At 41.9% G+C, this 24,563-nt stretch carries 20 protein-coding genes and 1 tRNA gene; all 21 read right to left on the bottom strand.

Annotated elements, in window-relative coordinates; translation table 11 throughout:
* Positions 1–4: 4 nt before the first annotated feature.
* Complete coding sequence (gene smc / locus HT680_RS03155; RefSeq protein WP_173258164.1) at positions 5–3,544, bottom strand: chromosome segregation protein SMC; 3,540 nt, start codon at positions 3,542–3,544, stop codon at positions 5–7.
* Positions 3,535–4,233, bottom strand: coding sequence for a ribonuclease III (gene rnc / locus HT680_RS03150; protein WP_173258162.1), 699 nt, complete (start codon positions 4,231–4,233; stop codon positions 3,535–3,537). Before rnc ends, smc begins: the two co-directional genes overlap by 10 nt.
* 172 nt (positions 4,234–4,405) lie before the next feature.
* Positions 4,406–4,477 (bottom strand) — tRNA-Arg (locus tag HT680_RS03145).
* Between the two features lie 67 nt (positions 4,478–4,544).
* Positions 4,545–5,531 (bottom strand): GMP reductase, encoded by a 987-nt coding sequence (locus HT680_RS03140; RefSeq protein ID WP_000931163.1) that lies wholly within the window; start codon positions 5,529–5,531, stop codon positions 4,545–4,547.
* A gap of 276 nt (positions 5,532–5,807) precedes the next feature.
* Positions 5,808–6,530, bottom strand: coding sequence for a hypothetical protein (locus tag HT680_RS03135; protein ID WP_173258160.1), 723 nt, complete (start codon positions 6,528–6,530; stop codon positions 5,808–5,810).
* 64 nt (positions 6,531–6,594) lie between these two features.
* On the bottom strand, positions 6,595–7,758 hold the full coding sequence (locus HT680_RS03130) for a TPM domain-containing protein (protein WP_173258158.1): 1,164 nt from the start codon (positions 7,756–7,758) through the stop codon (positions 6,595–6,597).
* A gap of 10 nt (positions 7,759–7,768) precedes the next feature.
* Positions 7,769–8,854: a hypothetical protein gene (locus HT680_RS03125; RefSeq protein ID WP_173258156.1), complete on the bottom strand. Its 1,086-nt coding sequence runs from the start codon at positions 8,852–8,854 to the stop codon at positions 7,769–7,771.
* Between the two features lie 48 nt (positions 8,855–8,902).
* Positions 8,903–10,219 (bottom strand): SPFH domain-containing protein, encoded by a 1,317-nt coding sequence (locus HT680_RS03120; protein WP_173258154.1) that lies wholly within the window; start codon positions 10,217–10,219, stop codon positions 8,903–8,905.
* Positions 10,220–10,937: 718 nt separating this feature from the next.
* On the bottom strand, positions 10,938–11,717 hold the full coding sequence (locus HT680_RS03115) for a Sua5/YciO/YrdC/YwlC family protein (RefSeq protein WP_173258151.1): 780 nt from the start codon (positions 11,715–11,717) through the stop codon (positions 10,938–10,940).
* Positions 11,718–11,744: 27 nt separating this feature from the next.
* On the bottom strand, positions 11,745–12,338 hold the full coding sequence (gene leuD, locus HT680_RS03110) for a 3-isopropylmalate dehydratase small subunit (protein WP_173258149.1): 594 nt from the start codon (positions 12,336–12,338) through the stop codon (positions 11,745–11,747).
* A gap of 9 nt (positions 12,339–12,347) precedes the next feature.
* On the bottom strand, positions 12,348–13,730 hold the full coding sequence (gene leuC, locus HT680_RS03105; protein ID WP_173258147.1) for a 3-isopropylmalate dehydratase large subunit: 1,383 nt from the start codon (positions 13,728–13,730) through the stop codon (positions 12,348–12,350).
* A 3-nt stretch (positions 13,731–13,733) separates the two neighbouring features.
* Positions 13,734–14,003, bottom strand: coding sequence for a DUF1294 domain-containing protein (locus tag HT680_RS03100; RefSeq protein ID WP_173258145.1), 270 nt, complete (start codon positions 14,001–14,003; stop codon positions 13,734–13,736).
* Positions 14,000–15,037, bottom strand: a complete 1,038-nt coding sequence (leuB, locus tag HT680_RS03095; RefSeq protein WP_173258143.1) for a 3-isopropylmalate dehydrogenase — start codon at positions 15,035–15,037, stop codon at positions 14,000–14,002. Before leuB ends, HT680_RS03100 begins: the two co-directional genes overlap by 4 nt.
* An 11-nt stretch (positions 15,038–15,048) precedes the next feature.
* Complete coding sequence (locus HT680_RS03090) at positions 15,049–16,611, bottom strand: 2-isopropylmalate synthase (protein ID WP_173258141.1); 1,563 nt, start codon at positions 16,609–16,611, stop codon at positions 15,049–15,051.
* A gap of 314 nt (positions 16,612–16,925) precedes the next feature.
* Complete coding sequence (locus HT680_RS03085; RefSeq protein WP_173258138.1) at positions 16,926–17,582, bottom strand: MmcQ/YjbR family DNA-binding protein; 657 nt, start codon at positions 17,580–17,582, stop codon at positions 16,926–16,928.
* A 43-nt stretch (positions 17,583–17,625) separates the two neighbouring features.
* Positions 17,626–18,258 carry a copper homeostasis protein CutC gene (locus HT680_RS03080; RefSeq protein WP_173258136.1) on the bottom strand — a complete coding sequence of 211 codons (633 nt, stop codon included), beginning with the start codon at positions 18,256–18,258 and terminating at the stop codon, positions 17,626–17,628.
* A gap of 92 nt (positions 18,259–18,350) precedes the next feature.
* A complete protein-coding gene (locus HT680_RS03075) occupies positions 18,351–18,710 on the bottom strand; it encodes a YbaN family protein (protein ID WP_131200204.1) in 360 nt (119 codons plus the stop codon).
* Positions 18,711–18,816: 106 nt separating this feature from the next.
* Positions 18,817–20,904 carry a type I DNA topoisomerase gene (gene topA / locus HT680_RS03070; protein ID WP_173258134.1) on the bottom strand — a complete coding sequence of 696 codons (2,088 nt, stop codon included), beginning with the start codon at positions 20,902–20,904 and terminating at the stop codon, positions 18,817–18,819.
* A gap of 117 nt (positions 20,905–21,021) precedes the next feature.
* The gene (gene dprA / locus HT680_RS03065) at positions 21,022–21,870 is read right to left on the bottom strand and encodes a DNA-processing protein DprA (protein ID WP_049536571.1); all 849 of its coding nucleotides are present in this window, start codon (positions 21,868–21,870) and stop codon (positions 21,022–21,024) included.
* 80 nt (positions 21,871–21,950) lie between these two features.
* A complete protein-coding gene (locus HT680_RS03060; RefSeq protein ID WP_173258131.1) occupies positions 21,951–22,574 on the bottom strand; it encodes a hypothetical protein in 624 nt (207 codons plus the stop codon).
* Positions 22,575–22,718: 144 nt separating this feature from the next.
* A complete protein-coding gene (gene lepA / locus HT680_RS03055; protein ID WP_173258129.1) occupies positions 22,719–24,542 on the bottom strand; it encodes a translation elongation factor 4 in 1,824 nt (607 codons plus the stop codon).
* Between the last annotated feature and the right edge of the window lie 21 nt (positions 24,543–24,563).

The raw sequence follows: 24,563 nt of genomic DNA, 5'->3' as shown, positions 1-24,563 counted from the left end.
GTAACTAGTCTACTGTTTCTTCCAAGTCTTTTAACTTAACCGAAACAATCTTAGACACACCTGACTCTTGCATGGTAACTCCATAAATAGAGTCCGCTGCCGCCATCGTCCCTTTACGGTGGGTTACGACGATGAACTGGCTGTCCTTGTCAAAGCGATTGAGGTAATCCCCAAAACGTTTGACATTGGCTTCGTCCAGCGCCGCCTCTACCTCGTCCAAGATGACGAAAGGAATAGTCTTAACTCGGATGATTGAGAAGAGCAGAGCCAGAGCAGATAGGGCTTTCTCACCACCACTCATGAGGTTGAGAGATTGGATTTTCTTACCTGGTGGTTGGACAGAAATCTCTACACCAGCGGTTAAAAGATCTCCCTCAGTCAATATCAAGTCTGCCTGACCGCCGCCAAACATCTGTCTAAAGGTCACTTTAAAGGACTCACGAATAGCCTCAAAGGTTGATTTGAAGCGTTCCTTAACCTCATCATTCATCTCTGTGATGGTCTCAAGAAGCAAGTTTTTCGCAGACAAAATATCATCACGCTGGCTATTGAGGAAATCCAGACGGTTGTGAACTTCTTCGTACTGGTCAATAGCGTCCAAGTTGACAGGACCCAGTGAGCGAATAGCCTTCTCTAAATCCTTAACCTCTTGCTCCGCCAGATTGAGATTTTCCAGTTTATGAGCCTTTTCTAGCGCCTCTGTGTAGCTGATTTGGTACTGGTCTGTTAACTGACCTTGTAGATGGCGCAAGCGTTCGCTGACCTTTTCCTTCTTAGCTTCAGCACGTGTTTGTTTGCGAATCCACTCTTCATTCTGCTGGCGAGCCTGATCCAAATGACTGGCAATATCATCTAGCTGACCGTCAATATCATCCAACTCAAACTGCTTGCGAATCAGACCTTGTTGAAGATTGGCTTTCTGAGTTTTGGCCTCTTCCTCCTGCTGACTTAGCAAATCCGTATCCACTTTCTCAAGATTATCAACCTTTTCTTGAAGGAGGCGCTGGATTTCCTCTTGCTCGATATCCAGATTATCCAGTTCCTTGCCTAAGCGTTCAATATCAGTCACTTCGTACCGCTTTTGTCCTTGCAGTTCGGACTTAAGCAAGCGCGCTTGAGAAATCTGTTCCTGCAAGTTTTGATAGCGTTCTTGAATAGCGTTTTTGTTAGACTTAATCTCTTCAATCTCAGCTTCCAGATTTTGCTTTTCACTGGCGATAGTAGCAAGGCGCTCTTGGCATTTTTCCTTGTCCGCTTGCCAATCTCCTTCAGAAAGACGATTTAATTCCTCTTCTTGAAGTTTCCAAAGCGTTTCCAGTTCTTCGACCTGCTGATTGGTTTGTTGATAGGCAAGGTACAAGCCTTGCTCCTGAATACGAGCTTGCTCACCCTGAGACTTGATAGCTTCTAATCTTTCAGTCAATACCGCCATTTCATCTTGCAGGGTCTTCAAACTCGCTTCTTCTGATTGCAGACTAGCTTCTTCTTCAGCAATTTCTTTTTGTAATTGCTCTAGTTCTGGCTTGATGAAAATACTGTTATTTTGACGATTGGCACCACCCGCGTAGGAACCACCTGTACGCAACTCTGTCCCATCCAGCGTCACCATACGAACCTGATAGCGAACTTGGCGAGCTGCCGTACGTGCATGTTCTACAGTATCAAAAATTGCTGTCGTTGCTAGCAAGTTCTTGAAAATGGCTTCTAGTCTCTTATCAAACGACACCAACTCATCTGCCATACCCAGAAATCCTAGACTTGCAGAGATAGCATCTTGATTCTGACTAGAAATCGTACGAGCCTTGATAGTCGTCAGTGGAAGAAAGGTTGCACGACCAGCTCTGTTGCGCTTGAGGAAATCAATGGCATTAGTTGCCGCGTTTTCATCTTCTACGATGATATGCTGACTGCTAGCTCCAAGCGCAATCTCCAAGGCAGTTTGATAATGCACATCAAAGGTCAAATGTTCACTGACTGCACCAATGATCCCACCAAGACGGTCTTTTTCTTGAAGAACACTCTTAACACCCGCATAAAAATTACTATGATTTCTTAGAATATTTTCTAAGCTTTGGGCTCTAGCCTGCTTGTTTTTAAGAGCGTCCAGACGGTCAAAGAGTTGGCTCTGCTGGGCTTGGTAAGAAGCTTTCTGCTCCTCTTGTTCCTTGGCACTAGCTTGGTAGTCTGCCAATAATTTCTGAACCTGCTCCTTGGCGGTTTCAAGCTCGTCTTTTTGCTGACTAGCCTTCTCTTTGGCTGTAGCCAGCTGTTCTTTCAATTTCTCAAGTTGATCTGCTTGTTTTTGAGATAGTTGACGGCTGTTTTCCAACTCATTCTCGATGCGGGTCAGTTGGTTTGAGACATCCGCTTCTTCTTGTAAAAGCGCCACAAAACGTTCACGCAAAAGCTCGATCATCTGGTCAGGATCATCTGAAAAAGTCAGCAATTCCGCTTCTAAACGATTGAGTTCCTTGTTGTTTTCAGCTAGGCTTTCCTCTAACTGTTCTAAGTTCGCTTCTTTTTCAGATTTTTCTTTACTTAGCGCCTTTCTCTTGTCTTCCAAAGTCGCCAAACGGGTTTGTGCTTCTTGTTGATTGAGGGCTACTTGCTCGGATTCCAGTTTAGACAAGGCTAGTTTTCGCTCTAAGTCACTGATCAAACTAGTCAAATCCATTAAGCTCCCTTGGTCTTTAGCCATTTCAGCTTGGAGATCCTGGCGTTTCTTTTTAAGACTTTGATTTTCCTCTTCTAACTCTTCACGTTTTTGGTAATAACTGGTCAAGAGTTCCTGAACCTGCGTTAGCTCTTCTTCTGTCAGCTCTAGTTCGACCTTATTTTCCTTGATTTGGGCAACCAGTACATCCAAGTAAATTGCCTTACGTTGACCATCCAAGTCTAAAAACTTACGGGCATTCTCGGCTTGTTTTGCAAGGGGCTTGATTTGATTATCCAACTCATAGATAATGTCCTCTAAGCGGTCTAGATTGTCTTGAGTTTGTTGCAGTTTGCTTTCTGTTTCTTTTCGACGAGTCTTGTATTTTAAAACTCCAGCTGCTTCTTCAAAAATAGCACGGCGTTCTTCGGGCTTGGAGTTAAAAATTTCCTCAACTTTCCCTTGAGAAATGATGGAGAAGGAATCCCGTCCCAGACCTGTATCCAAGAAAAGATCATGTACATCACGCAAACGGACTTTCTTGCCATCAATTCGATACTCGCTATCCCCACTACGATAGATATGGCGTTCTACCTTAATGACTTGCCCTGCATCCTTGATAAAGCCATCTTCATTATCTAAAGTCACGACAACCGAAGCATAATTGAGCGGTTTGCGACTTTCAGTTCCAGCAAAGATAACGTCGGGCATCTTGCCACCACGAAGGCTCTTAACACTAGACTCACCTAAAGCCCATCGCAGACTTTCTGTGATATTTGACTTTCCAGAACCATTTGGCCCAACGACAGCTGTCACACCTTGGTCAAAGACGACTTTGGTCTTATCAGCAAAGGACTTGAATCCCTGGATCTCAATTTCCTTTAAATACATGAATCCAGCCCTTTCTCCACTGCATTTTTCGCGGCTTCCTGCTCTGCTAATTTTTTGGAGCGTCCTTGTCCTTTTCCGATACTCTTGCCTTCAACCAGAACTTCTACATCAAAAACCTTATCATGGGCAGGTCCTATCTCAGAAGTCACCTGGTAGCGAATATCCACATCTCCATTGACCTGGAGCAACTCTTGCAAGTGTGTCTTGTAATCCGTAATCATCTCAAAGTCACCTGCCTCAACCTTGGGAATCATGACCTGATAGATAAACTCTTTTACCCTAGCAACATCCTTGTCTAAAAGCAAAGCTCCCAGAAAGGCTTCAAAGGCATCACCAAGAATGGTGTCACGATTGCGCCCACCAGATTTTTCTTCTCCTTTTCCTAGCTTGATAAACTGATCAAACTGGCAATCACGCGCAAAACCAGCCAAACTCTCCTCTCGTACAATCATGGCACGGAGTTTAGACAAATCTCCCTCTGGTTTCTTAGGATATTTTTTATACAGATATTCTGAAATCAATAATTGCAGAACAGCGTCTCCTAAAAATTCCAAGCGCTCATTGTGTGAAATTTTTAAGAGGCGGTGCTCATTGGCATAACTCGTATGAGTAAAGGCAGTTTCTAGTAGCTTTTTATCTGCAAATTCGATTGCAAAACGGTCTTTCAGTACAGTTTGTAATTCTTTCATACCAACCTCTTTCTAATAATTACGATCTTTTCTATTATAACAAAAAAAAAACTCTGAGTCACTTTAAAACGGAACTAGGAAAGATTTGGGTAGTTTTTGAAAAAAAATTTCCAATTTTGGAGGCAATATAAAGAAAAAAGCCTTATTTAAAGGCTTTTTTAGGCTGTTTACATCCACCCTGAGGGAATCGAACCCCCATCTTAAGAACCGGAATCTTACGTGATATCCATTACACTAAGGGTGGAAACTTGTTTTATTATAACAGAAATTTGCTCTAATAACAAGTTTTTTATGGATGGACTAAGCGTCCATTAGTGAGAAGCATCCCCATTCCAGATAGAGTTTTTCACGATAACATAATCAACGTGCTTGAGGTCAGCTACCTTGCGTCCACCTGCGTAGGAAATGGCACTTTGCAAATCCTGCTCCATCTCAGTAAGAGTGTCTTGCAAATGCCCTTTGGCAGGAAGTAAGATGCGTTTTCCTTCTACATTTTTATAAGCTCCTTTTTGGTATTGAGAAGCTGAACCATAGTATTCTTTGAACTGTTCGCCATCGACTTCAATCGTTTTCCCTGGGCTTTCGATGTGTCCTGCAAAAAGGGAACCAATCATGACCATGCTAGCACCGAAACGGATAGACTTGGCAATGTCGCCATGAGTACGAATTCCACCATCAGCGATGATCGGCTTACGCGCAGCCTTTGCACACCAGCGTAGGGCAGCCAACTGCCAACCGCCTGTCCCAAAACCAGTCTTGACCTTGGTGATACAAACCTTACCAGGACCAATGCCAACCTTAGTAGCATCGGCACCAGCATTTTCCAATTCACGCACAGCTTCTGGCGTTCCCACATTTCCAGCAATGACAAAAGTATCTGGCAACTCTTTCTTGATGTGTTGAATCATAGAAATCACGCTATCCGCATGACCATGGGCAATATCAATCGTGATATATTCCGGAGCATCAGCCTTGAGCTGGCTAACAAAGTCATACTCGTAATCCTTGACACCGACAGAAATGGATGCAATGAGCCCTTGATCGTGCATGCGTTTGATAAAGGGAATGCGCCCCGCTTCATCAAAACGGTGCATAATGTAAAAGTACCCACCTTTAGCAAGTTGCTCTGCTACGTTCTCATCCAAAATCGTCTGCATATTTGCTGGTACAACAGGTAGTTTAAACGTATGATTTCCAAGCGTGACACTTGTATCCGCTTCTGCACGGCTTTTAATGACACATTTATTAGGGATCAACTGAATATCTTCGTAATCAAAAATTGGAAATTCATTTAACATATCGATGTCTCGTTTCTTTTGTAATGACCTACCTATGCCTTCGCATCACTACGTCTTTTCCGACGTTTCCTTGACTTATTATAAACCAAAGTACAGTTTTTGTCAATTTTTTTAAAAAACCTTCTGTAAACGTTCGTTTTTATCACAATCAAAATCTTCTGAAAATCACTAAAAATTATTAGATTCGTAAATTATAGCTGATAACTACCTTAGCCAATCCAAAAGTGCGATGACAGTTCCATACCATCACCGCACTGATTTAGCCCATTTATTATTCTAATCTCCTTTAGATGATTTCATTGTAAAGGTATAATACTTGTCTCCGCTATAAGTTATTTTAAAGACCCCATCTTTTTGTTCACTGTATAGACTCGCATTTCCAGCAACCTTACCTTCAAATATAATGGTACCCGTCACATAACTCCATTTAGGAGTGGCAATTACTTCTCCTTTATAGGTAATTGTAGAAGTATGATCTGCCTTTAAAGTTGCCTTCAAGGAATCTGGTGCTATTTCTCCAGATGCGTCTGCATCCATTACATCCGCTACAGACGCGCCTACCCAGTCTCCTAATAGAGCTCTCTCTTCTTCTGGCAAGAAGTTCTCAGGTTTCGCTGCATCTGTTCCTTCTTTTGCAAGTTTCACATCCATTGAAGTTCCGACAAGCTCTTTCAAGATACTTTCAAATGTAATCGTATCCTTACCAAGTTTGCCAACCATATCAGTATTTTCAATAGTAAGAGTTAACGTGTTATCATCATTTTTCCATTTACCTTCTGCAGTTGTTCCTTCTACGTTTAGTTTCGCCTTGCCTCCACTCATCAATTCGAGTTTGAAGCCAGCCATATCATCACCAGATAGCGTTACTCCCATGGCCGTTCCACTAACAGCTACGTATTTGCCCACTAAGGCATCGTCCGCTCTTCCACCTGATTTTCCACAAGCTCCAAGCGTGATAAGTAACAGAAGTGCCAATATCAAGCTAAATAATTTTTTCATTTTGAAACCTTCCCTTCTCCTAAAATAGATTTGAAAGTCTATCTCATTCACTCGTCTATTCTAATCAAAACTTGCCTCCTGCACCACCGTGAGTTCTTCCTGATGAAGATGTATGAGTACTGCTACCTCCAGAAAAAGATTTACTCTCTTTGGGACGCGCCACCTTATCAACCGTTTTATATAGAAACTTTTCTTCTGCTTGAGTGACAGTGAGACTATTTTCTACAATATAATTTGTCGCTGCCACATCTGGCTCCACACTTTTGAGTTGGCTAGCCATACTTGAAACAACTACAAAGGCTGTGACAAGACCTACACCTAGAGATAGGGGCACCCATATCCAACTTAAAGGTTCCTTAGGAAGATTCCCTTTGTCATAAGGTTTATCTGTCTTAGCCTGCGTTAAGAACTTATCGCTCAGTTCTGCAAAACTGCTAAATGCTTGCTCATATTCTCCGTTACTTAGTTTCGGAACGAACCGATCAGACATATATTCTAAACCTGCATCTGTAAATGCTCGAATCGCATAACCTGTTGTGGTGATATGCCAATCCCGTTCCTTCATACTTAACAATAACAATAAACCACTATAGTCCTCACCCTGACCATAACCATTATAGTCAAAATAATCATCTGCAAAGGCTTCTGGTGTCTTCCCTCCCAGATCCTTGACAGTCACAATAACAAGGTCACATTTCTGCCGCTCACTAATCTCATCAAGTTTACTTAATAAATCTTTTTCTTCTACATCACTCAGTAAATCCGCTTCATCCACGAGACGCTTCAGGGGTCCAAACTTAGCAGCAATAGCAGTCAAACTACGGTGGGCACTGTCATACCAACTACTATTGCTATGATAAACTCCTTTGATAAAGGTATCCCAAAAATCTCCCAGAAGCTCTTTTGCTTTTCCCTTGTAGCAGATAGTTCTATAATCTTTAGACTTCCCTATTATCAGAAGAATAGCATCTTCCTTCCCTCTCTTGAAGAAATCCGTTGTATATTGAGTTACATCATCATAAGAGTCAGCAATGAGCAGATAAGATTTGAACTGATGCTCTTTGTAAATAGCTTGTGCTTCTTCTTCTAGTTTGCTTTTCTCATTGGATGATAGGAGGCCGGCCTCATCATAAATTAAAGTTTGACTTGACATGTCAGCTGACACAATCCCAATCAAGGTAAAAGCGAGAAAAACCGCAAGAAGGAATGACAGTAGTTTTTTCATCATATCTTCCTCCTTACATTAGATAAATCAACCAAACGATGCCATAGCAAACAATAAAAGTAAGTATTGCAATCGTCATAAAATAGCGCCAGTAGACTCGTTTATCCAAGGGAAGATTGCCTACAAATTTTCCTGTTTGACCATTCATAGCAAAAACGTACTTTTCATTATTCCAAGTTGTGTTTAACAACCAGACTGGATAAAGGACATACTTGGTTTTGCTATTTTTAAACTCAACATGGCTACTTTCTGGAGTTACCATTGTAAAGCCTTTAACTGTTTCCGCAAATCTATCTTCAGTACTCCTTTTAGCCCGTTTATTAGCGTGGGTGATACTTTCTTCTGCCGTCACATCATAACGCTCGGCCAAATAACCTGCTAAATAGGCTGTTTGAAAGTCAACTGCTTTTGAAACATCAAAAGGTTCAATGGATTCCATCAAGGTATTGTCCATACTTTTAGAACCGTCAACAGGTAGATGAGAAAAGGCTAACTGACCAGAACGAAGGACAGAGTAAAATTCAGTTTGGGTGTAATTGTAATCTTTGTCACTCCAAGTCGTTATCCTAGTTGCTTTGTACTTAATATCCGCATCCGCTTCTGTATTAAATAGCCAAAATGGCACGTAAACACCCTTTACTTCATCAATATGGTTCTGATCCTTAAAAATTTTTGGCAATAAACGCTTGCCAAGAAGGTGCTTGTTAAGCGCTTCTCTGGCAGCTTTTTTATCCAGTTTAAACGGAATAACCAACTCTGGTTTCAAATCACCTACCAGACGTTCCTTGAGAACAACTGGATTATCACAATAAGGGCAAGTTGTTGCAGCAGTATTTTCATCAGCAATCAATTGTCCACCACAGGAATTGCAAATAAAGACGTTCAGCTGTTCATCATCCTCTTGCCATTCTGTAGCAGAATCCGTTGCTAGAGATGGCTCTGAAACAGACTGGGCTTCATCCAAATGCTCGTCCATGTGCTTGAGACTCTCCATTTCGTACTCAGAGTCACAATAAGGGCACTTCATTTTTTGGATTTTCGTATCAAAGGCTAAAGCACCACCACAACAAGGACATTTGTATTCTAAATTATCAGCCATGTCATCATCTCCTCTCCCGACACTAAGCCAATCTAGAGTTGTCTTGTTCTAAAACGTTGACCCGCATTCAGGACAGAATTTTGGTGCCTGGCTAGAATCTGGAACTTTCCAACCACAGTTACTACAATGTTTTGCCTGATGAACTATCGGTTTTGGACTGCCACAATTTGAACAGAATTTACCTGTATTTACTGTGCCACATGAACAAGTCCAGCTATTGTCCACTGGTTTCGGACTGCCACACTCTGGGCAGAACTTCCCCATAGCCTCATGGCCATTTGGACAGATCCACTTATTGATATTCGGAGTGCTTGGTGGTGCTTGATTTTCTGTTTGTGCTTGGTTAGCAGCCTGTTCTTGTCCCATAGCAAAGAGATTTTGTGCATTCATGCCACCGCCTGCATTGGCTGCCATGCCAAAGCCCATAAAGCCAGTCATAGCTCCTGCTTCATTGCTTGCGGCTGCCTTCATAGCATCTGCCTGTGCACCAACTAAGGTTGCGGCTGCCATAGTCGGATCTTTCATAATAGCAGTACGTTGAGCCTGCTTAATCATTTCGGCATCTTCTTCTGGGAGAGTAACAGAACCGAGTGCAATGCTAATGACTTTAAGACCACGAAGTTGACCCCATTTTTCTGAGAGAGTTTCATTGAGGGCATTTTCTAATTCTGTATTGTGACTGACAATTTGATTCGGTCTCAATTCCATATCAGATAACTTAGCAAATGAAGGTTGCAAGGCGCTGATAAATTCAGTTTTCAACTGTGAGTCAATTTCTTCACGCAAATACTCTCTTTCAACATTTCCACAAACATTTGTATAAAACAAAAGCGGGTCAACGATCTTATAAGAATAAACCCCTGAGCATCGAACAGAAACGTCAAGGTCTAAATCAATCTTAGAATCTACCACACGAAATGGAATTGGGTTCGGTGTACCGAATTTATTATCAATTAATTCTTTTGTATTAAAATAATACACACGCTGATCTTTGCCAGTATCGCCACCGTAAGTGAAACGTTTCCCAATTTGTTTGAAAGTATCCTTGATAGAATTTCCAAGATTTCCTGTAAAAATACTTGGTTCACTGGAGGTATCATAAGTGAACTCACCTGGTTCGGCACAAACTTCTACAACCTTACCTTGCTCAACAATCATCATACACTGACCATCAGCCACTGCAATACCTGAACCATTGGAAATAATATTGTCACTGCCCTTGGTATTGGATGAACGTCCAGATACCCTCTTTTGGCCTTTGACAACCATGACAGATTTGTCCATAGACTCACAATAGAAAAATTCTTTCCATTGATCGGCTAATAAACCACCTACAGCTCCTGCACCTGCTCTAATAAGTCCCATAATGCGCCTCTTTTCTTTTTATCAGTGAGTCATTAATAACTCACTTGCCTACCGCCTTTCTATTTAAATAATCCTTTCCACCTCCCATTCATTGTGATTACTGGTATGAGCGATTCTAGGCATATCAACTATTAAAAATATTGTTGACAACTAATCAATTATAACTCAAAAAAGCCCACTTAGACCCCGACTGCAAGTAGCAAAACATGCGAAGGGAGTCTAAATGGGCCACTTACAGTATAATTCTAGCTGTCATCAGCTACAACTCTCAGCAAGCTAACATGGAGAGTGTAGAAAGCAAAAGAACGACGTTAAATGGATAATTCTAATATTTATATGATGATGGTGAGGTTCTATCAGCTTGTTTTCAGTAGACAAACTATTCGTAAAACCTCTTAAACAGTATCTTGAACTTTTAAGCACTCAAATGCCACTTAGTTTTTATATATTATAAGTTACATTAAGCGAACGGTAATCTGTATAAATCAGGGTCTCCTAATGATAAATCCCACTAATAAACTACCTTACTTCAAACTCACTTCAAAATGTAATCGTTATCAATTTCTATCTTTATTTTACCTTTTTTTCTAGGATTTTGCATGTTTTATACTGAATTTTTAAAATTTTTAGACGATTGTTTTCATTGTGTCTAATTAATTCTTAGAAATCACTATATATAAAAATATGTGAAATGATAGCTGTTTAGGGTCTACTCAGCTTAATAATATTCACCCTGACGGTAGTCCCATGAATTAAAGGTATCTGACAGGTGCATCATGATTTTATCAATATCAAGTCCTTTACGGATCACGACTGGTGCTGGTGAAGTTGAACGTGCTCCTCCTTGTTCTGGGATGAGTTTGCCGTCTTTATCGACCATAGAGACCATCACACCTTGCTCGTAGCGCGTTTCAATTGTTTTGTCAGGTTGGATGGATGCCACATAGTCGTCTGCTTCGATGACAAGATCCACTGCTTCTTCGATACGTTCTCCGATACCTTCCACCTTACCTCGGTTTCCTTTACCAGATGGGTTTGCTGATGAGGCGTAGACCATCTTACCTTCTTCCCAAAGCTTGGCAGCCAATTGTTCACCAGCTTTCCCAAATTTGATGACAAAACAGCTAGTACCACGCACGTCGGTCATGAGCTCTTCACGACCATCCCCATAAGCTTTGAGTTTTTCAAAAGCTTCTGGTTTCCAAGGAAGGATACAACCGAGGAGAATGTCTTCATCCCAATGTTTTTGGTAGAAGGCTTCAATTTCTGGGTTGAGTTGTGCTAAAGCGCGTAGCTCGTCCATGCTACCACAAAGTACAACACCTGGTTTGTTACGGTTACGTTCTTTAGCTTCAAATTTGCGTTCAAGACCTGCCTTGTCGCTAGTCATGATAATGTAACCAACTTTTGTAGGGCATACAATGCACCCGCCCTCACCTTTTAAAATGTCATAGCCTTCTTGTGAAAGTGTTCCGTTCCATTGAATGTGTTTTGTCATAGTTCTATATTTCCTTTTCTATTTTTTCTAATCCTGCCAGTAGGCTGGGCGTTGTTTTTCATAGGCAGCTATCAAGTCTTCATACTGCAAAGTAATACCGATATCATCCAAACCATTTAAAAGCTTATGTTTCCACTCGCTATCTATTTCGAAAGTGAATTTTCCAACTGGTGAGATGATTTTTTGTTGTTCCAAGTCCACAGTTACCTGATCACTTGGTTTGAGCTGGGCTAGTTTCTCTCTCACCTCTCTAGGCTGAACAATGGGCAACATGCCATTATTGAGTTCATTATTGTAATGAATGTCACCGAAAGAGCCTGCAATCACGACCTTAAAACCATAGTCGGCTAGAGCCCAAGCTGCGTGTTCCCTTGAAGATCCTGCACCAAAGTTATCCCCTGAAATGAGAATACTGGCTTTGCGATATTCAGGTCGGTTAAAGACAAAGTCTGGATCTTCAGTGTAGTTATCGTCCAGATAACGCCAAGCATACATGAGGTACTTACCAAAGCCTTTTTTATCAATTAACTTGAGAAACTGCTTGGGGAGTATTTGGTCAGTGTCGATGTTATCATTCATGAGAGGAACGGTCGTTCCCGTATAAACTGTAAATTTCTCCATATCCTCTCCTTACTGGGCCTCTGGCATTTGCCGAACATCTACGAAGCACCCTGCAATAGCTGCCGCAGCTGCCATGGCTGGACTGCAGAGATGGGTCTTAGCACCAAAGCCTTGTCTGTCTTCAAAGTTGCGGTTGCTGGTTGAGGCACAGTGGACACCATCAGGGACCTTGTCAGGATTCATCCCTAGGCACATAGAACAACCTGGGTCTCTCCATTCAAAGCCAGCATCTAAGAAGACCTTATCCAAGCCCAACTTCTCCGCAGCTCGTTTGACAGGACGAGAGCCTGGAACCACGATAGCCGTTAAGTTGGGAGCTATTTTCTTCCCTTTGACAAATCGCGCAGCCAGTTGCAAGTCACTGAGCCGAGCATTGGTACAAGACCCGATAAAAATATAGCCTAGCTCAATATCCGCTGGCTTTTGACCAGGCTCCAAGTCCATGTAATGATAAGCACGTTCATCGTTCATATCCTTAATTTCTGGAAAACTACTGTCAAAGTCAACGCCCATAGCTGGATTGGTTCCCCAGGTCACCATAGGAGCCAAGCCTGAGACATCCATCTGAATAACCTTATCATAAACAGCATCCTCGTCACTAACAAGCGTCTTCCAGTCTGTAACAGCTTCCTCAAAATCTTTTGGAACACACTCTCTGCCCTTAAGATAGTCATAGGTAGTCTGATCTGGATTCATAATTCCCATCTTAGAACCAAACTCGATGGACATATTGCAGATAGTCATTCTCTCTTCCATGGTCAGTGCATCAATCGCTTGCCCACGATATTCCACCACATATCCTACACCACAAGCAACGCCATACTTGGCAATTAAGGCGAGAATGTAATCCTTAGAATAAACTCCTTTTTGAGGAACACCAGTGAATTCTACCAGCATTTTCTTGGGTTTAACTTGCCAGAGTGTCTGGGTAGCAAAGACATGCTCGACCTCACTGGTCCCAATCCCAAAGGCAATAGCTCCGAAAGCTCCGTGAGTAGCTGTGTGGCTGTCTCCACAGACGATGAATTTTCCTGGTTGGGTCCGTCCTGTCTCTGGACCAACCATGTGAACAATACCCTGCTTTTCAGAACCGTGGGCAGCATGTTCAATCCCAAATTCCTCAACATTTTCAGCTAGCTTATCAATTTGGGCCTTAGAAATCACATCTCGAATATCGTATATATTGACCGTTGGTACATTGTGGTCAAAGGTTCCAAATGTCAAGTCTGGCCGTCTCAATCTGCGACCTGCGTCTCGTAATCCTTGAAAAGCTTGGGGACTGGTCACTTCATGAATATAGTGTTGATCTACATACATGAGTTGAGGCTGTCCTTCTTCTCCTGTGATGACATGACGGTCCCATAATTTATCAAAAATCGATTTTCCTGCCATCCATTACCTCCAAATAAAATATAAGGCTACTAGTGTGGTTACCATCCCGAGAAACCAAACTGTTTTAAAGTACCATTTTCTAGTTTTATGGTGAAATGTGATTCCTGCCAACCAGGCACCAAAACCACCACAAGTAAAGGCTAAAATGAGTAAGATTTTCTCTGGGATGCGCCAAGCACCTCTTCTTGCCTTGGATTTGTCAATGCCATAAATCAAGAAAATCAGCAAATTCCAAATCAAGAGGGCAAGCGTGATTCCTTCATTTATCTTCATAATCTTTCAATGATGGCTTCTGTCATTTCCTTAGTCAAAGCCTGTCCTCCAATATCTCTTGTTAAAACACCAGCTGCCAGACTTGCCTCCACAGCATGCTCGATACGCTCTGCTTCCTCATAACGTCCAAAACTATCTCTCAGCATCATGGCTACTGATAAAATCATGGAAATAGGATTGGCAATTCCTTGACCTGCAATATCAGGCGCTGAACCATGAATAGGCTCATAAAGACTTGGCCCCTTTTCAGAATGACTGGCTGATGGCATGACGCCAAGTGTGCCTGATAGAACGCTTGATTCATCAGATAAGATATCTCCGAAAAGATTCTCCGTCACAATGACATCAAACTTAGCAGGATTGGTAATCATAAGCATAGCAGCTGAGTCCACCAACTGGTGTTCCAAGCTAACATCTGGGAAATCCTGCGCAACTTCCTCAGCCACTCTTCGCCAGAGTTTTGATGTCGCTAGAACATTTTGCTTATCGATACTAGTAACGATTTTTCTCCGATTTCTTGCAATTTCAAAGGACTTGCGAATAATCCGCTCTACTTCTTCGTAGCTATAGTCGTTGATATCACGTGCTTTGCGCTCTTCAAGGATATGATCCCCAAAGTAAATACCACCTGTCAACTCACGCACAACGACAAAGTCTACACCAGCAATTCGTTCGGGTTTGAGAGGTGACAAATGCTTGAGACTGTCAAAGATTTTTACAGGCCGAATATTGGCATAGAGATTGAGTTCCTTCCGAAGAGCCAGCAGTCCTTGTTCAGGCCGAATCGCTGTCCCATCATACTGGGGACTACCGATAGCCGCTAGGAGAATAGCATCTGCTTCTCTACATGCCTTGAGGGTTTCATCAGGTAAGGGATGCCCCGCAGCATCAATACCTGCACCTCCAAAGGGGCGCCTGTCTATCACATAGTCAAAGTTGGTTTTTTCGGCTAAAGCTTCCAGAACCGCTAAACCAGCTTCCATAATTTCTGGACCGATTCCATCTCCTGCTAAAGCTACTATTTTCTTTGTCATAGCCTTCTCCTTTACACACTAGGCATGTCTCGGTAGGAAACGCTACGCCCCATCTCACCAGCATTCTCTTTTTGAACAAAGGTATTAGCATTGATATAAGCAATAGCCGAAGCCTTCAATACATCGAAGTCAAGACCTGCTGCGTTAAAGATGGTTTCTGTATCTCTGTTTTCAACAGTAACCAAGACACGAGCTTGGGCATCAATTCCATCCGTTACCGCATCAATGGTATAGGATACCAAGCGGACAGATTGGTTAAAGAACTTATCGATAGCGTTAAAGATCGCTTCAACAGAACCTTGTCCTGTCGCATTAAATTCGACTTTCTCACCATCCATATTTGCTAGACTAACGAGCGCTTCGATGTCATTATCCGCATGAGTTTGAAGTTGTAAATCATCAAAGTGGAAGCCTTCTGGGTTTTCAACCATGGTTCCAGCTACCAGAGCTCGAATATCTGCATCTGTGATTTCTTGTTTCTTGTCCGCTAGTGCCTTGAACTTAGCAAAGAGTGGTTTGATATCCTCTTCTGTAAAATCTAGGGCCAGTTCTCTTAGTTTTTCAACAAAGGCATGGCGACCAGACAATTTTCCAAGCGGAAGACTATTACTCTTGACACCGACCAATTCAGGTGTGATGATCTCATAAGTGAGAGGATTTTTAAGGACTCCATCTTGGTGAATGCCCGATTCATGAGAAAAGGCATTACCACCAACCACCGCTTTATTTTTAGGAACTGGTATACCTGAGAAGCGTGAAACCATTTCAGAAGTATTGATGGTCTCGTTTAGGACAATACTTGTTTCTGCTTGGTAGTAATCTTGGCGAATATTGAGAGCCACTGCTATTTCTTCCAAAGCAGCATTTCCAGCTCGCTCCCCAATACCATTGATAGTTCCTTCGACACGTCCTGCACCATTCTTGACAGCAGAAAGGCTGTTAGCCACTGCCATTCCGAGGTCATCATGACAGTGAGGTGAATAGATAATCTGACGATCCGTCTTGACATTTTCAATCAAGTATTTGAAAATAGCTCCGTACTCTTCTGGCGTCGTGAATCCAACAGTGTCAGGGATATTGATATAAGACGCACCTGCATCTACTGCTGTTTGAACGACTTGTAAGAGGAAATCCAACTCTGTTCTAGTTGCATCTTCAGGAGAGAATTCGACGATTTCAAACCTAGAACGTGCGTAAGAAACATGCTCCTTAATAGCTTCTAAAATCTCTTCCTTGCTCTTATTTAGCTTATACTTGCGGTGAATCGGACTGGTAGCGATAAAAACATGAACCTGTGGATACTTGGCGTCCTTGAGGGCTTCGTAACAAGCATCAATATCAGACTTGACAGAGCGGGCCAAACCAGTCACAGCAGTTTTTTTCAAGACTTTAGCAATTTCCTGAACTGCCAAAAATGAATCTGGACTCGCTGCCGGAAAACCAGCTTCGATGGCTGAAATGCCCCATTTCTCCAGCTGTCTTGCGATGGCAACCTTTTCCTTGATTGAAAAGTTAACACCTGGTGTCTGCTCTCCATCCCGAAGGCTAGTATCTAGAAATTCAACTGTTCGCATAAGATTTCCCCTTTTCCAAATGTGGTTTTAAAAAAACATCTCGCTCGGGAACCCAAGCGAGATGTTGATTTACTCCCGCTTGGTAAGCCAAACAGGACTAATGCTTCTGCACTAGCCCGAGTACCTCAACAACAAAGCAAATTGATTAAACTTAGCTGTTTTCATGTTTGACTTTCTCCTTCGTTTGATATCTTGTTTAGTATTTTAGCATAGGAAAAATCTCTTGTCAAGAAAAAATCCAATATTTTCTGAAAATTTCTTCAGTAAAGAATATTTTGCTAATTAAAAGTATTTGAAAACTCAAGTGGATTTCCTTATTTTTTCACGGTTAAGTTCCAACTTCTTTCTATCAATTCCAGTACCATTTCATCTGACAAAGTATCATCAAGTGCCATACTAATCCAGTAGCGTTTGTTCATATGAAAAGCTGGATAAATGCCCTTTTGTGAAAGCAAGTCAGCTACTTGGTCGTGTTTGAGGTTGACTGCTTCGACTAGCCCTTCTCTGCCCTTTTCCAGCTTATCCCATGGGATTCTCATCACAACAGCATACCACTTTTGATTGCCTTCATGGCGCAATACAGCTGTATCAGGAGACTTTTCCCACAGATACTCCAACTGATTACCATACTTTTCTTGAACTTTAGTCATGATACGCTTAGTCTGAGGGCAGATAAAATCTTGCACATCAAAACAAGCCTTCCGAATCTGGTAAAGAATCTCCAAACAAGCCTCACGGACACTTCCGACAAAACTTCCCCTCATACTTTCCATATGTACTTGAGGATAGAGGTCACCCGTTTCCTGATCAAAGACCTGAAAACTCACATCATCAGTAGTGATAGAGACTGTCATGAAAAAGTCACCCTGAAAAATCTGGCAACTGTAAGTCCAGACTTCCTCATTTTCTACAAAACCATAGGCATGGGCTTTTTCTTTATTAAACTGATAGGATTTAAAAATTTCAAACATAAGTGAAAACTGCTACCAAAAGCTAGCAGTCCCTTTCTATTTTTTAAAAGACAACCTTAGTTCCATGCAATTGTGTCACTCCCAACTGTTCGATAAAGGTTTGACGGTTGTCCAAGTCAATCCCCCCACCTGGTAGAATTTCAATTTTACCAGCTGCATGTTCCAAAATTCTGTGATAATGAGTAAAACGTTTTTCTAGCGAGTCTCCAGACACACCAGCACGAGTTAAGATACGGGTGACACCGGCTTGGCTGAGCCAGTCAATGGCTTCTAACTGGTCTTCATCACTCAATTCATCAAAGGCCATGTGGAATACAATTTCCATTACTTTTGATGCGGCAATCAGCTTCTCAAGATTAGCCTTATCCAACTTTTTATCAGCAGTTAAAGCCCCAAATACAACCCCTTGACTTCCAGCCTGCGCAGTCAAACGAATGTCTTCCAGCATAATTGCTATTTCAAGATCAGTATAGACAAAATCGCCGCCACGTGGACGAATCATGGTCATGATGGTCGTATCGTAGTTAGCTGCTAATTCAACAGCTGCCTTGGTTACTCCATAGCTTGGTGTTGTCCCGCCAACTGCTAAATTATCACAGAGTTCGATTCGACGAGCTCCAGCCTGCATGGCTTTTTCAAGCAAGGTCACATTTTCAGCACAAAATTCGTAAATCATTTGATTCTCCTTGATGTTTTCTTTAAATTTATTATATCATATTATTTGAATATGCTTTCATTTTTATCAAAGGAAATATCAAATTTCAAAAACTAATCCTTATCAGGAATTACTTTAAAGAGATAGTAGGTGATAAAGACAGTCAAGGCTCCCAGACCGATTTTGACTGGTAAAAGAGGGGCAAAATAAATAGAAATTCCCATCAAGATATAGATAGATACGATGATTTTTTTCTTGCGTTCACGCGCTATGGACTTGGTTTCCCGAAAATCAGCTACATAGGTCTGATAAAGCTTTGTATGATAAAGCCAGTCTTCAAAACGCTTAGAGGATTTTGAAAAGCAAGCGATAGACAGCAAAAGAAAGGGAGTTGTTGGTAAGAGTGGCAGGACAACACCTACAAGAGCTAGAGCCAAAGAAATAAAACCAATACAGAAATAAATAATGCGCATAACTTCTCCTAGATAAATTACTCTTCCTCTAGTTTCGCATACAATGAGGAAATTTGTCAAGCTTCAAGTAAAAAGAGCCTGAAATTCATTTTCAGGACTCTTCATTTTATTTAATCTTTTCCTCTTCGTAGTCACCATTACTACATACAACCTGCTTGCCACCACCACGGACTTTTTTCTCCACAAGGAAGTGTCCGCATTTTGGACAGTCACGGCCAATTGGTTTGTCCCAGGAAGTAAACTCACATTCTGGATAGCGATTGCAACCATAGAAGATACGATTGCGCTTGGTTTTGCGTTCGATGATTTGTCCTTGATGACAGCTTGGACACTCGACACCAATCTCTTTGACAATTGCTTGTGTGTGACGGCAGTCTGGGAAATTACTACAAGCATAGAATTTACCAAAACGACCGAGCTTAATCACCATCGGACTACCACAAACTTCACAGTCAAATCCAGCTGGCTCATCCTTGATCTGGATTTTTTCCATTTCGGATTCAGCCTTGGCTACTTCTTTAGAGAATGGTTTATAAAATTCATCAATGACACGTTGCCACTGCTCTTTTCCAACTTCAACATCATCCAGTTTTCCTTCCATCTCAGCTGTGAAGGTCACGTTTACGATATCTGGGAAATATTCAACAATGAGTTTATTGACAATTTCTCCCAGTTCTGTCGGTTCAAAGCGTTTAGCTACCAGACGTACGTAGTATCGTTTCTGGATGGTTTCTATAGTCGGAGCATAGGTTGACGGACGTCCAACTCCATTTTCTTCCAAGGTCTTAATAAGGGTCGCTTCTGAATAGCGAGCAGGTGGTTGGGTGAAATGTTGTTCTGGCTTGCTATTGACCTGCTTGACCACATCTCCAACAGCCATATCTGGCAACATTTTGTTCTTGTCAGAGTCATTGTAGATAGCAAGATAACCATCAAACTTAACTTGGCTTCCATTCGCTGCAAACTGAACCCCATTTTGAGAAAGCTTAACAGCCATGGTATCAAAGATAGCAGCTGTCATCTGGCTAGCCACAAAACGGTTCCAGATAAGGGTATAGAGCTTAAGCTGGTCTTTGTCCAAGTACTTAGCGATGCTTTCAGGTGTGTTAAAGACACTAGATGGACGAATGGCTTCGTGGGCATCCTGAGCACCTGAGGCATTCTTGACCTTGCTACCATGCTTGGAATACTTGCTACCAAAACGGTCGTTAATGTAGCTTGCCGCTTCATTCTGAGCCACAGGACTGATACGAGTCGAGTCTGTACGCATATAGGTAATCAAACCTTGTACGCCCGATCCGATATTGATCCCTTCATAGAGCTGTTGAGCCACCATCATGGTCTTTCGAGTACGGAAATTAATTTTATTAGCAGCATCCATTTGCATAGTTGAAGTCGTATAAGGTAGGGGCGCATTGCGTTTGCGTTCTTTCTTATCTACCTGGTCTACTGTGAAATCTTTACTAGTCAAATGGGACAAGACTTCTTTGACTTCTTCATTGGTGGTCAATTTCATCTTTTTGCCATTCATACCATAGAATGAAGCCTGAAATTGCTTGGTTCCCTTTTTAAAGACACCATCAATTGTCCAGTATTCTTCTGGTTGAAAGGCATTGATTTCATTTTCACGGTCAATGATGAGCTTAAGGGCAACCGACTGCACGCGTCCTGCTGATAAGCCCTTCTTGACCTTTTTCCACAAAATTGGTGAAATCGAATACCCTACCAAGCGGTCTAAGACACGACGAGCTTGTTGGGCGTCGACCAAGTCCATGTCAATCTTGCGTGGTTCTTTAAAAGCATTTTTGACTGCATCCTTGGTGATTTCATTGAAGACCACACGGTTGGCATCATTCTCATCCAAGTTGAGAATGTGAGCCAAATGCCAGGAAATCGCTTCTCCTTCACGGTCCGGGTCACTCGCTAGAAAGACTTTATTGGCCTTTTTGGCTTCTTTTTTCAAGTCATTGATGAGAGGACCTTTTCCTCGGATATTGATATACTGCGGTTCATAGTTATTTTCAATGTCGACTGACATACTGGATTTTTTCAAATCACGGATATGCCCGACACTGGCTAGAACCTTGTAGTTTCTGCCTAAATATTTCTCAATCGTTTTCGCCTTGGCAGGCGACTCCACGATGACTAGATTTTTTTTAACTGTTGATTTTTTCTTCTTTGTTGCCGTAGCCACACTATCACACCTTTTCAAAGTAATAAACTTTATAAAGTGTAAACCATTTTTCTATAGCTGTCAAGACTTAACTCCTATATATAGAAGAAAAGTTTATCTGAGTGAACAAATTTTTCCTTAAAATTCAAACTCAGCCAGCACATCTTGACCACTGGTGACCAGTTTTGCTCCCTCTTGGATTAGGTGGTGACAGCCATCTGAATGGCCATCTAAAATGTTCCCTGGAATGGCAAAGACATCGCGCCCTTCCTCCATAGCACGCTCACAGGTGATGAGACTGCCTGAACGCATTCTTGCCTCTGCTACAATAACCCCACGACACAGTCCTGCTATGATACGATTTCGAGCTGGAAAATGAAATTTCAGAGGTTGCTCGCCAGGTCCATATTCACTGAGAACCAGATGGTCATTGCCAATATACTCCTGCAAACGTTTATTGGCTTTAGGATAAAACACATCCAATCCTGTTCCAATCACAGCAATGGTTTTTCCTCCATTCTGGAGTGCAGCCATATGGGCAGCCGTATCAATCCCTTTAGCCAAACCACTGACCACAATTAACTCGTTTTCCAAACCTTGAATGACTCTCTGAACCGACTTTGCTCCCTGACTAGAACATGAACGGCTCCCTACAACAGCAACCTTTGGAAACTTCAGCAAGTCTAGATTTCCCTTATAAAACAAGAGCGCTGGAGCATCATAAATCTCACTCAGATCCCAAGGATAACAGTCATCAAGAATAGAAAAGGATGGAAATTTCTGAAACTCCTTCTCCAACTGCGCATCATCTATCTGGAAATAGCGTTCCATAAAGACAGCGGGATTTCTGCAACCAGAGATTTCTGCAATATCTCCTAATAAAAGTTCTTGATCTACAGTTTCGTCATATTCAAGGACAGTTAAAATCTGTTGATTAGTCAGCCCTGCTTTTCTTAATTTGTAAATCTCATAGTTTGTAATCTTCATAAGCAACTCCGTTTCTTTTGCTACTCATCTATCTATTCGTAAAAAAAATAAAAAGAAGACCAAGAATCTTCTTTTTTCATTTATTCAGATTTAGTAGTTGACCAGCTACTTTCAACCATCGGTAAGATTGTTTTTAAAGTTTCCCCCTCCCCTTCAAGTGAAACATAGCGGATTTTACCATCATTTGATCGGAAAACCCAGGTAACGAGGTATTTCCCTGATTTAGCAATTGCATTGACAACATAGGCTTCATAGCCTCCAATGGTCGATTTGGAGCCCCAAACCTTACTGAAATCAGAGCTTTGTTCTTTGGAAGTTAAAATACTAGATGAGACAGTCACAATATCCAGTTTAGCATATTCTTCCTCGCTGATATTAAACTGCTCAGCCTTGAAGGTATTCAGCGTAACAATGTTGATATCTGTTCCATCACTATACTGTATATCATTTCCACCTTCTACTTCATGAAATCGAACCCATGACTTGGGTACCTTGACAAAACCATATTCATTCGAGCCGATGATTTGAGTCTCTTCCTTTTTCGCTTCAGAAACAGCAGAGCTAGAGCTACTCGTTTCCTGACTTCTAGAAGAACTAACAACTGCAGACGAACTTTCTTCGGTTGCTGTTTGCGATTTATTAGAGCATGAAGCTAGAAAAACACTAGCAGTAACTATAGTACCTAAAATTAATAATTTTTTCATCCTACCACCTTTCCATCTGCATTATAAGAAAAATAAGGACTTCTGTCAAATTCTAACCTAATCGATTCAGTTAGTTTACGATTTTATAGCTCACATTTAAAGCAAAAACTCTTGAAAAATCTTCAAGAGTTTTATTTTATAATTCTATTCTTCATCCATGCTCAAGACGCTGAGGAAGGCTTCTTGTGGTACTTCTACTGATCCGATAGCTTTCATGCGTTTCTTACCAGCTTTTTGTTTTTCAAGGAGTTTGCGTTTACGAGAAACGTCACCACCGTAACACTTGGCAAGTACATTTTTACGAAGGGCCTTGATATCAGTACGAGCCACAATCTTGTGTCCAATAGCTGCCTGAATTGGCACCTCAAACTGTTGACGGGGGATGATTTTCTTGAGCTTATCAACGATGAGTTTTCCACGTTCGTAGGCAAAGTCCTTATGAACGATAAAGCTGAGGGCATCGACCTTATCACCATTGAGAAGGATATCCATTTTGACTAGCTTAGACGGACGATACTCTGACAATTCATAGTCAAAACTTGCATAACCACGCGTTGAAGACTTGAGCTTATCAAAGAAGTCAAAGACGATTTCAGCAAGCGGAATTTGATAGATAACATTCACACGATTGTCATCAATATAGTCCATGGTCACAAAGTCACCACGCTTACGTTGAGCCAATTCCATTACTGCACCAACAAACTCCTGTGGTACCATGATTTGCGCTTTAACATAAGGTTCTTCAATGGTCGCGATCTTAGTTGGGTCTGGAAATTCAGAGGGGTTAGACACATCCATAGACTCACCGTCAGTTTGGTTAACCTTATAGATAACTGACGGAGCTGTCATGATGAGGTCGATGTTAAACTCACGCTCTAAACGCTCCTGAATAACGTCCATGTGCAGCAAGCCCAGGAATCCACAACGGAAACCAAATCCAAGCGCCTTAGATGTTTCTGGTTCAAACTGCAGGCTGGCATCGTTAAGTTGCAATTTTTCTAGGGCTTCACGAAGGTCATTGTACTTGTTTGACTCGATTGGATAAAGACCTGCAAAGACCATAGGATTCATTTGCTTGTAGCCGTCTAGTGGTTCTGCTGCAGGATTGCTTGCTAGGGTCACTGTATCACCAACACGAGTGTCTTGAACCGTCTTGATGGAAGCCGCAATATAACCAACGTCACCAGTCGCTAGGAAATCACGCCCGACTGCTTTCGGTGTGAAAATTCCGACCTCAGTGACATCAAAGGTCTTGCTATTGCTCATGAGTTGAATCTTATCACCAGGTTTAACCACTCCGTCCATAACACGAACTTGGAGAATAACCCCGCGGTAAGCATCATAGACCGAGTCGAAAATCAAGGCCTTGAGTGGCGCCGTTACATCCCCAGTTGGTGCAGGAACTTTCTCTACGATTTGCTCAAGAATCTCTTCAATACCAATACCAGCTTTGGCTGAAGCTAATACGGCCTCGCTGGCATCCAGTCCGATGACATCCTCAATCTCTGTGCGTACGCGCTCTGGATCCGCTGCTGGTAGGTCAATCTTGTTAATGACTGGCAAGATTTCCAAATCATTGTCCAAGGCTAGATAAACGTTGGCAAGAGTTTGCGCCTCAATCCCTTGGGCCGCATCAACCACCAAAATCGCTCCTTCACAGGCTGCTAGCGAACGCGACACTTCATAGGTAAAGTCCACGTGCCCTGGCGTGTCAATCAAGTGAAAAATATAAGTTTCCCCATCTTTTGCAGTATAATTCAGCTCAATGGCATTCAACTTAATGGTAATCCCACGTTCACGCTCAAGATCCATACTATCCAGAAGCTGTGCTTGCATTTCACGACTAGAAACCGTCTCCGTCTTTTCCAAAATGCGGTCCGCAAGCGTTGACTTACCATGGTCAATATGGGCGATAATAGAGAAGTTACGGATCTTCTCCTGTCGTTTCTTTAATTCTTCTAAATTCATGATGCTCTTCCTTTCAGGGTA

The sequence above is a fragment of the Streptococcus sp. 5905 genome (assembly GCF_013276505.1).
GTDB lineage: Bacteria > Bacillota > Bacilli > Lactobacillales > Streptococcaceae > Streptococcus.
Note: the sequence above shows the minus strand (reverse complement) of the source record. Positions and strands in the feature narration are given on the sequence as shown.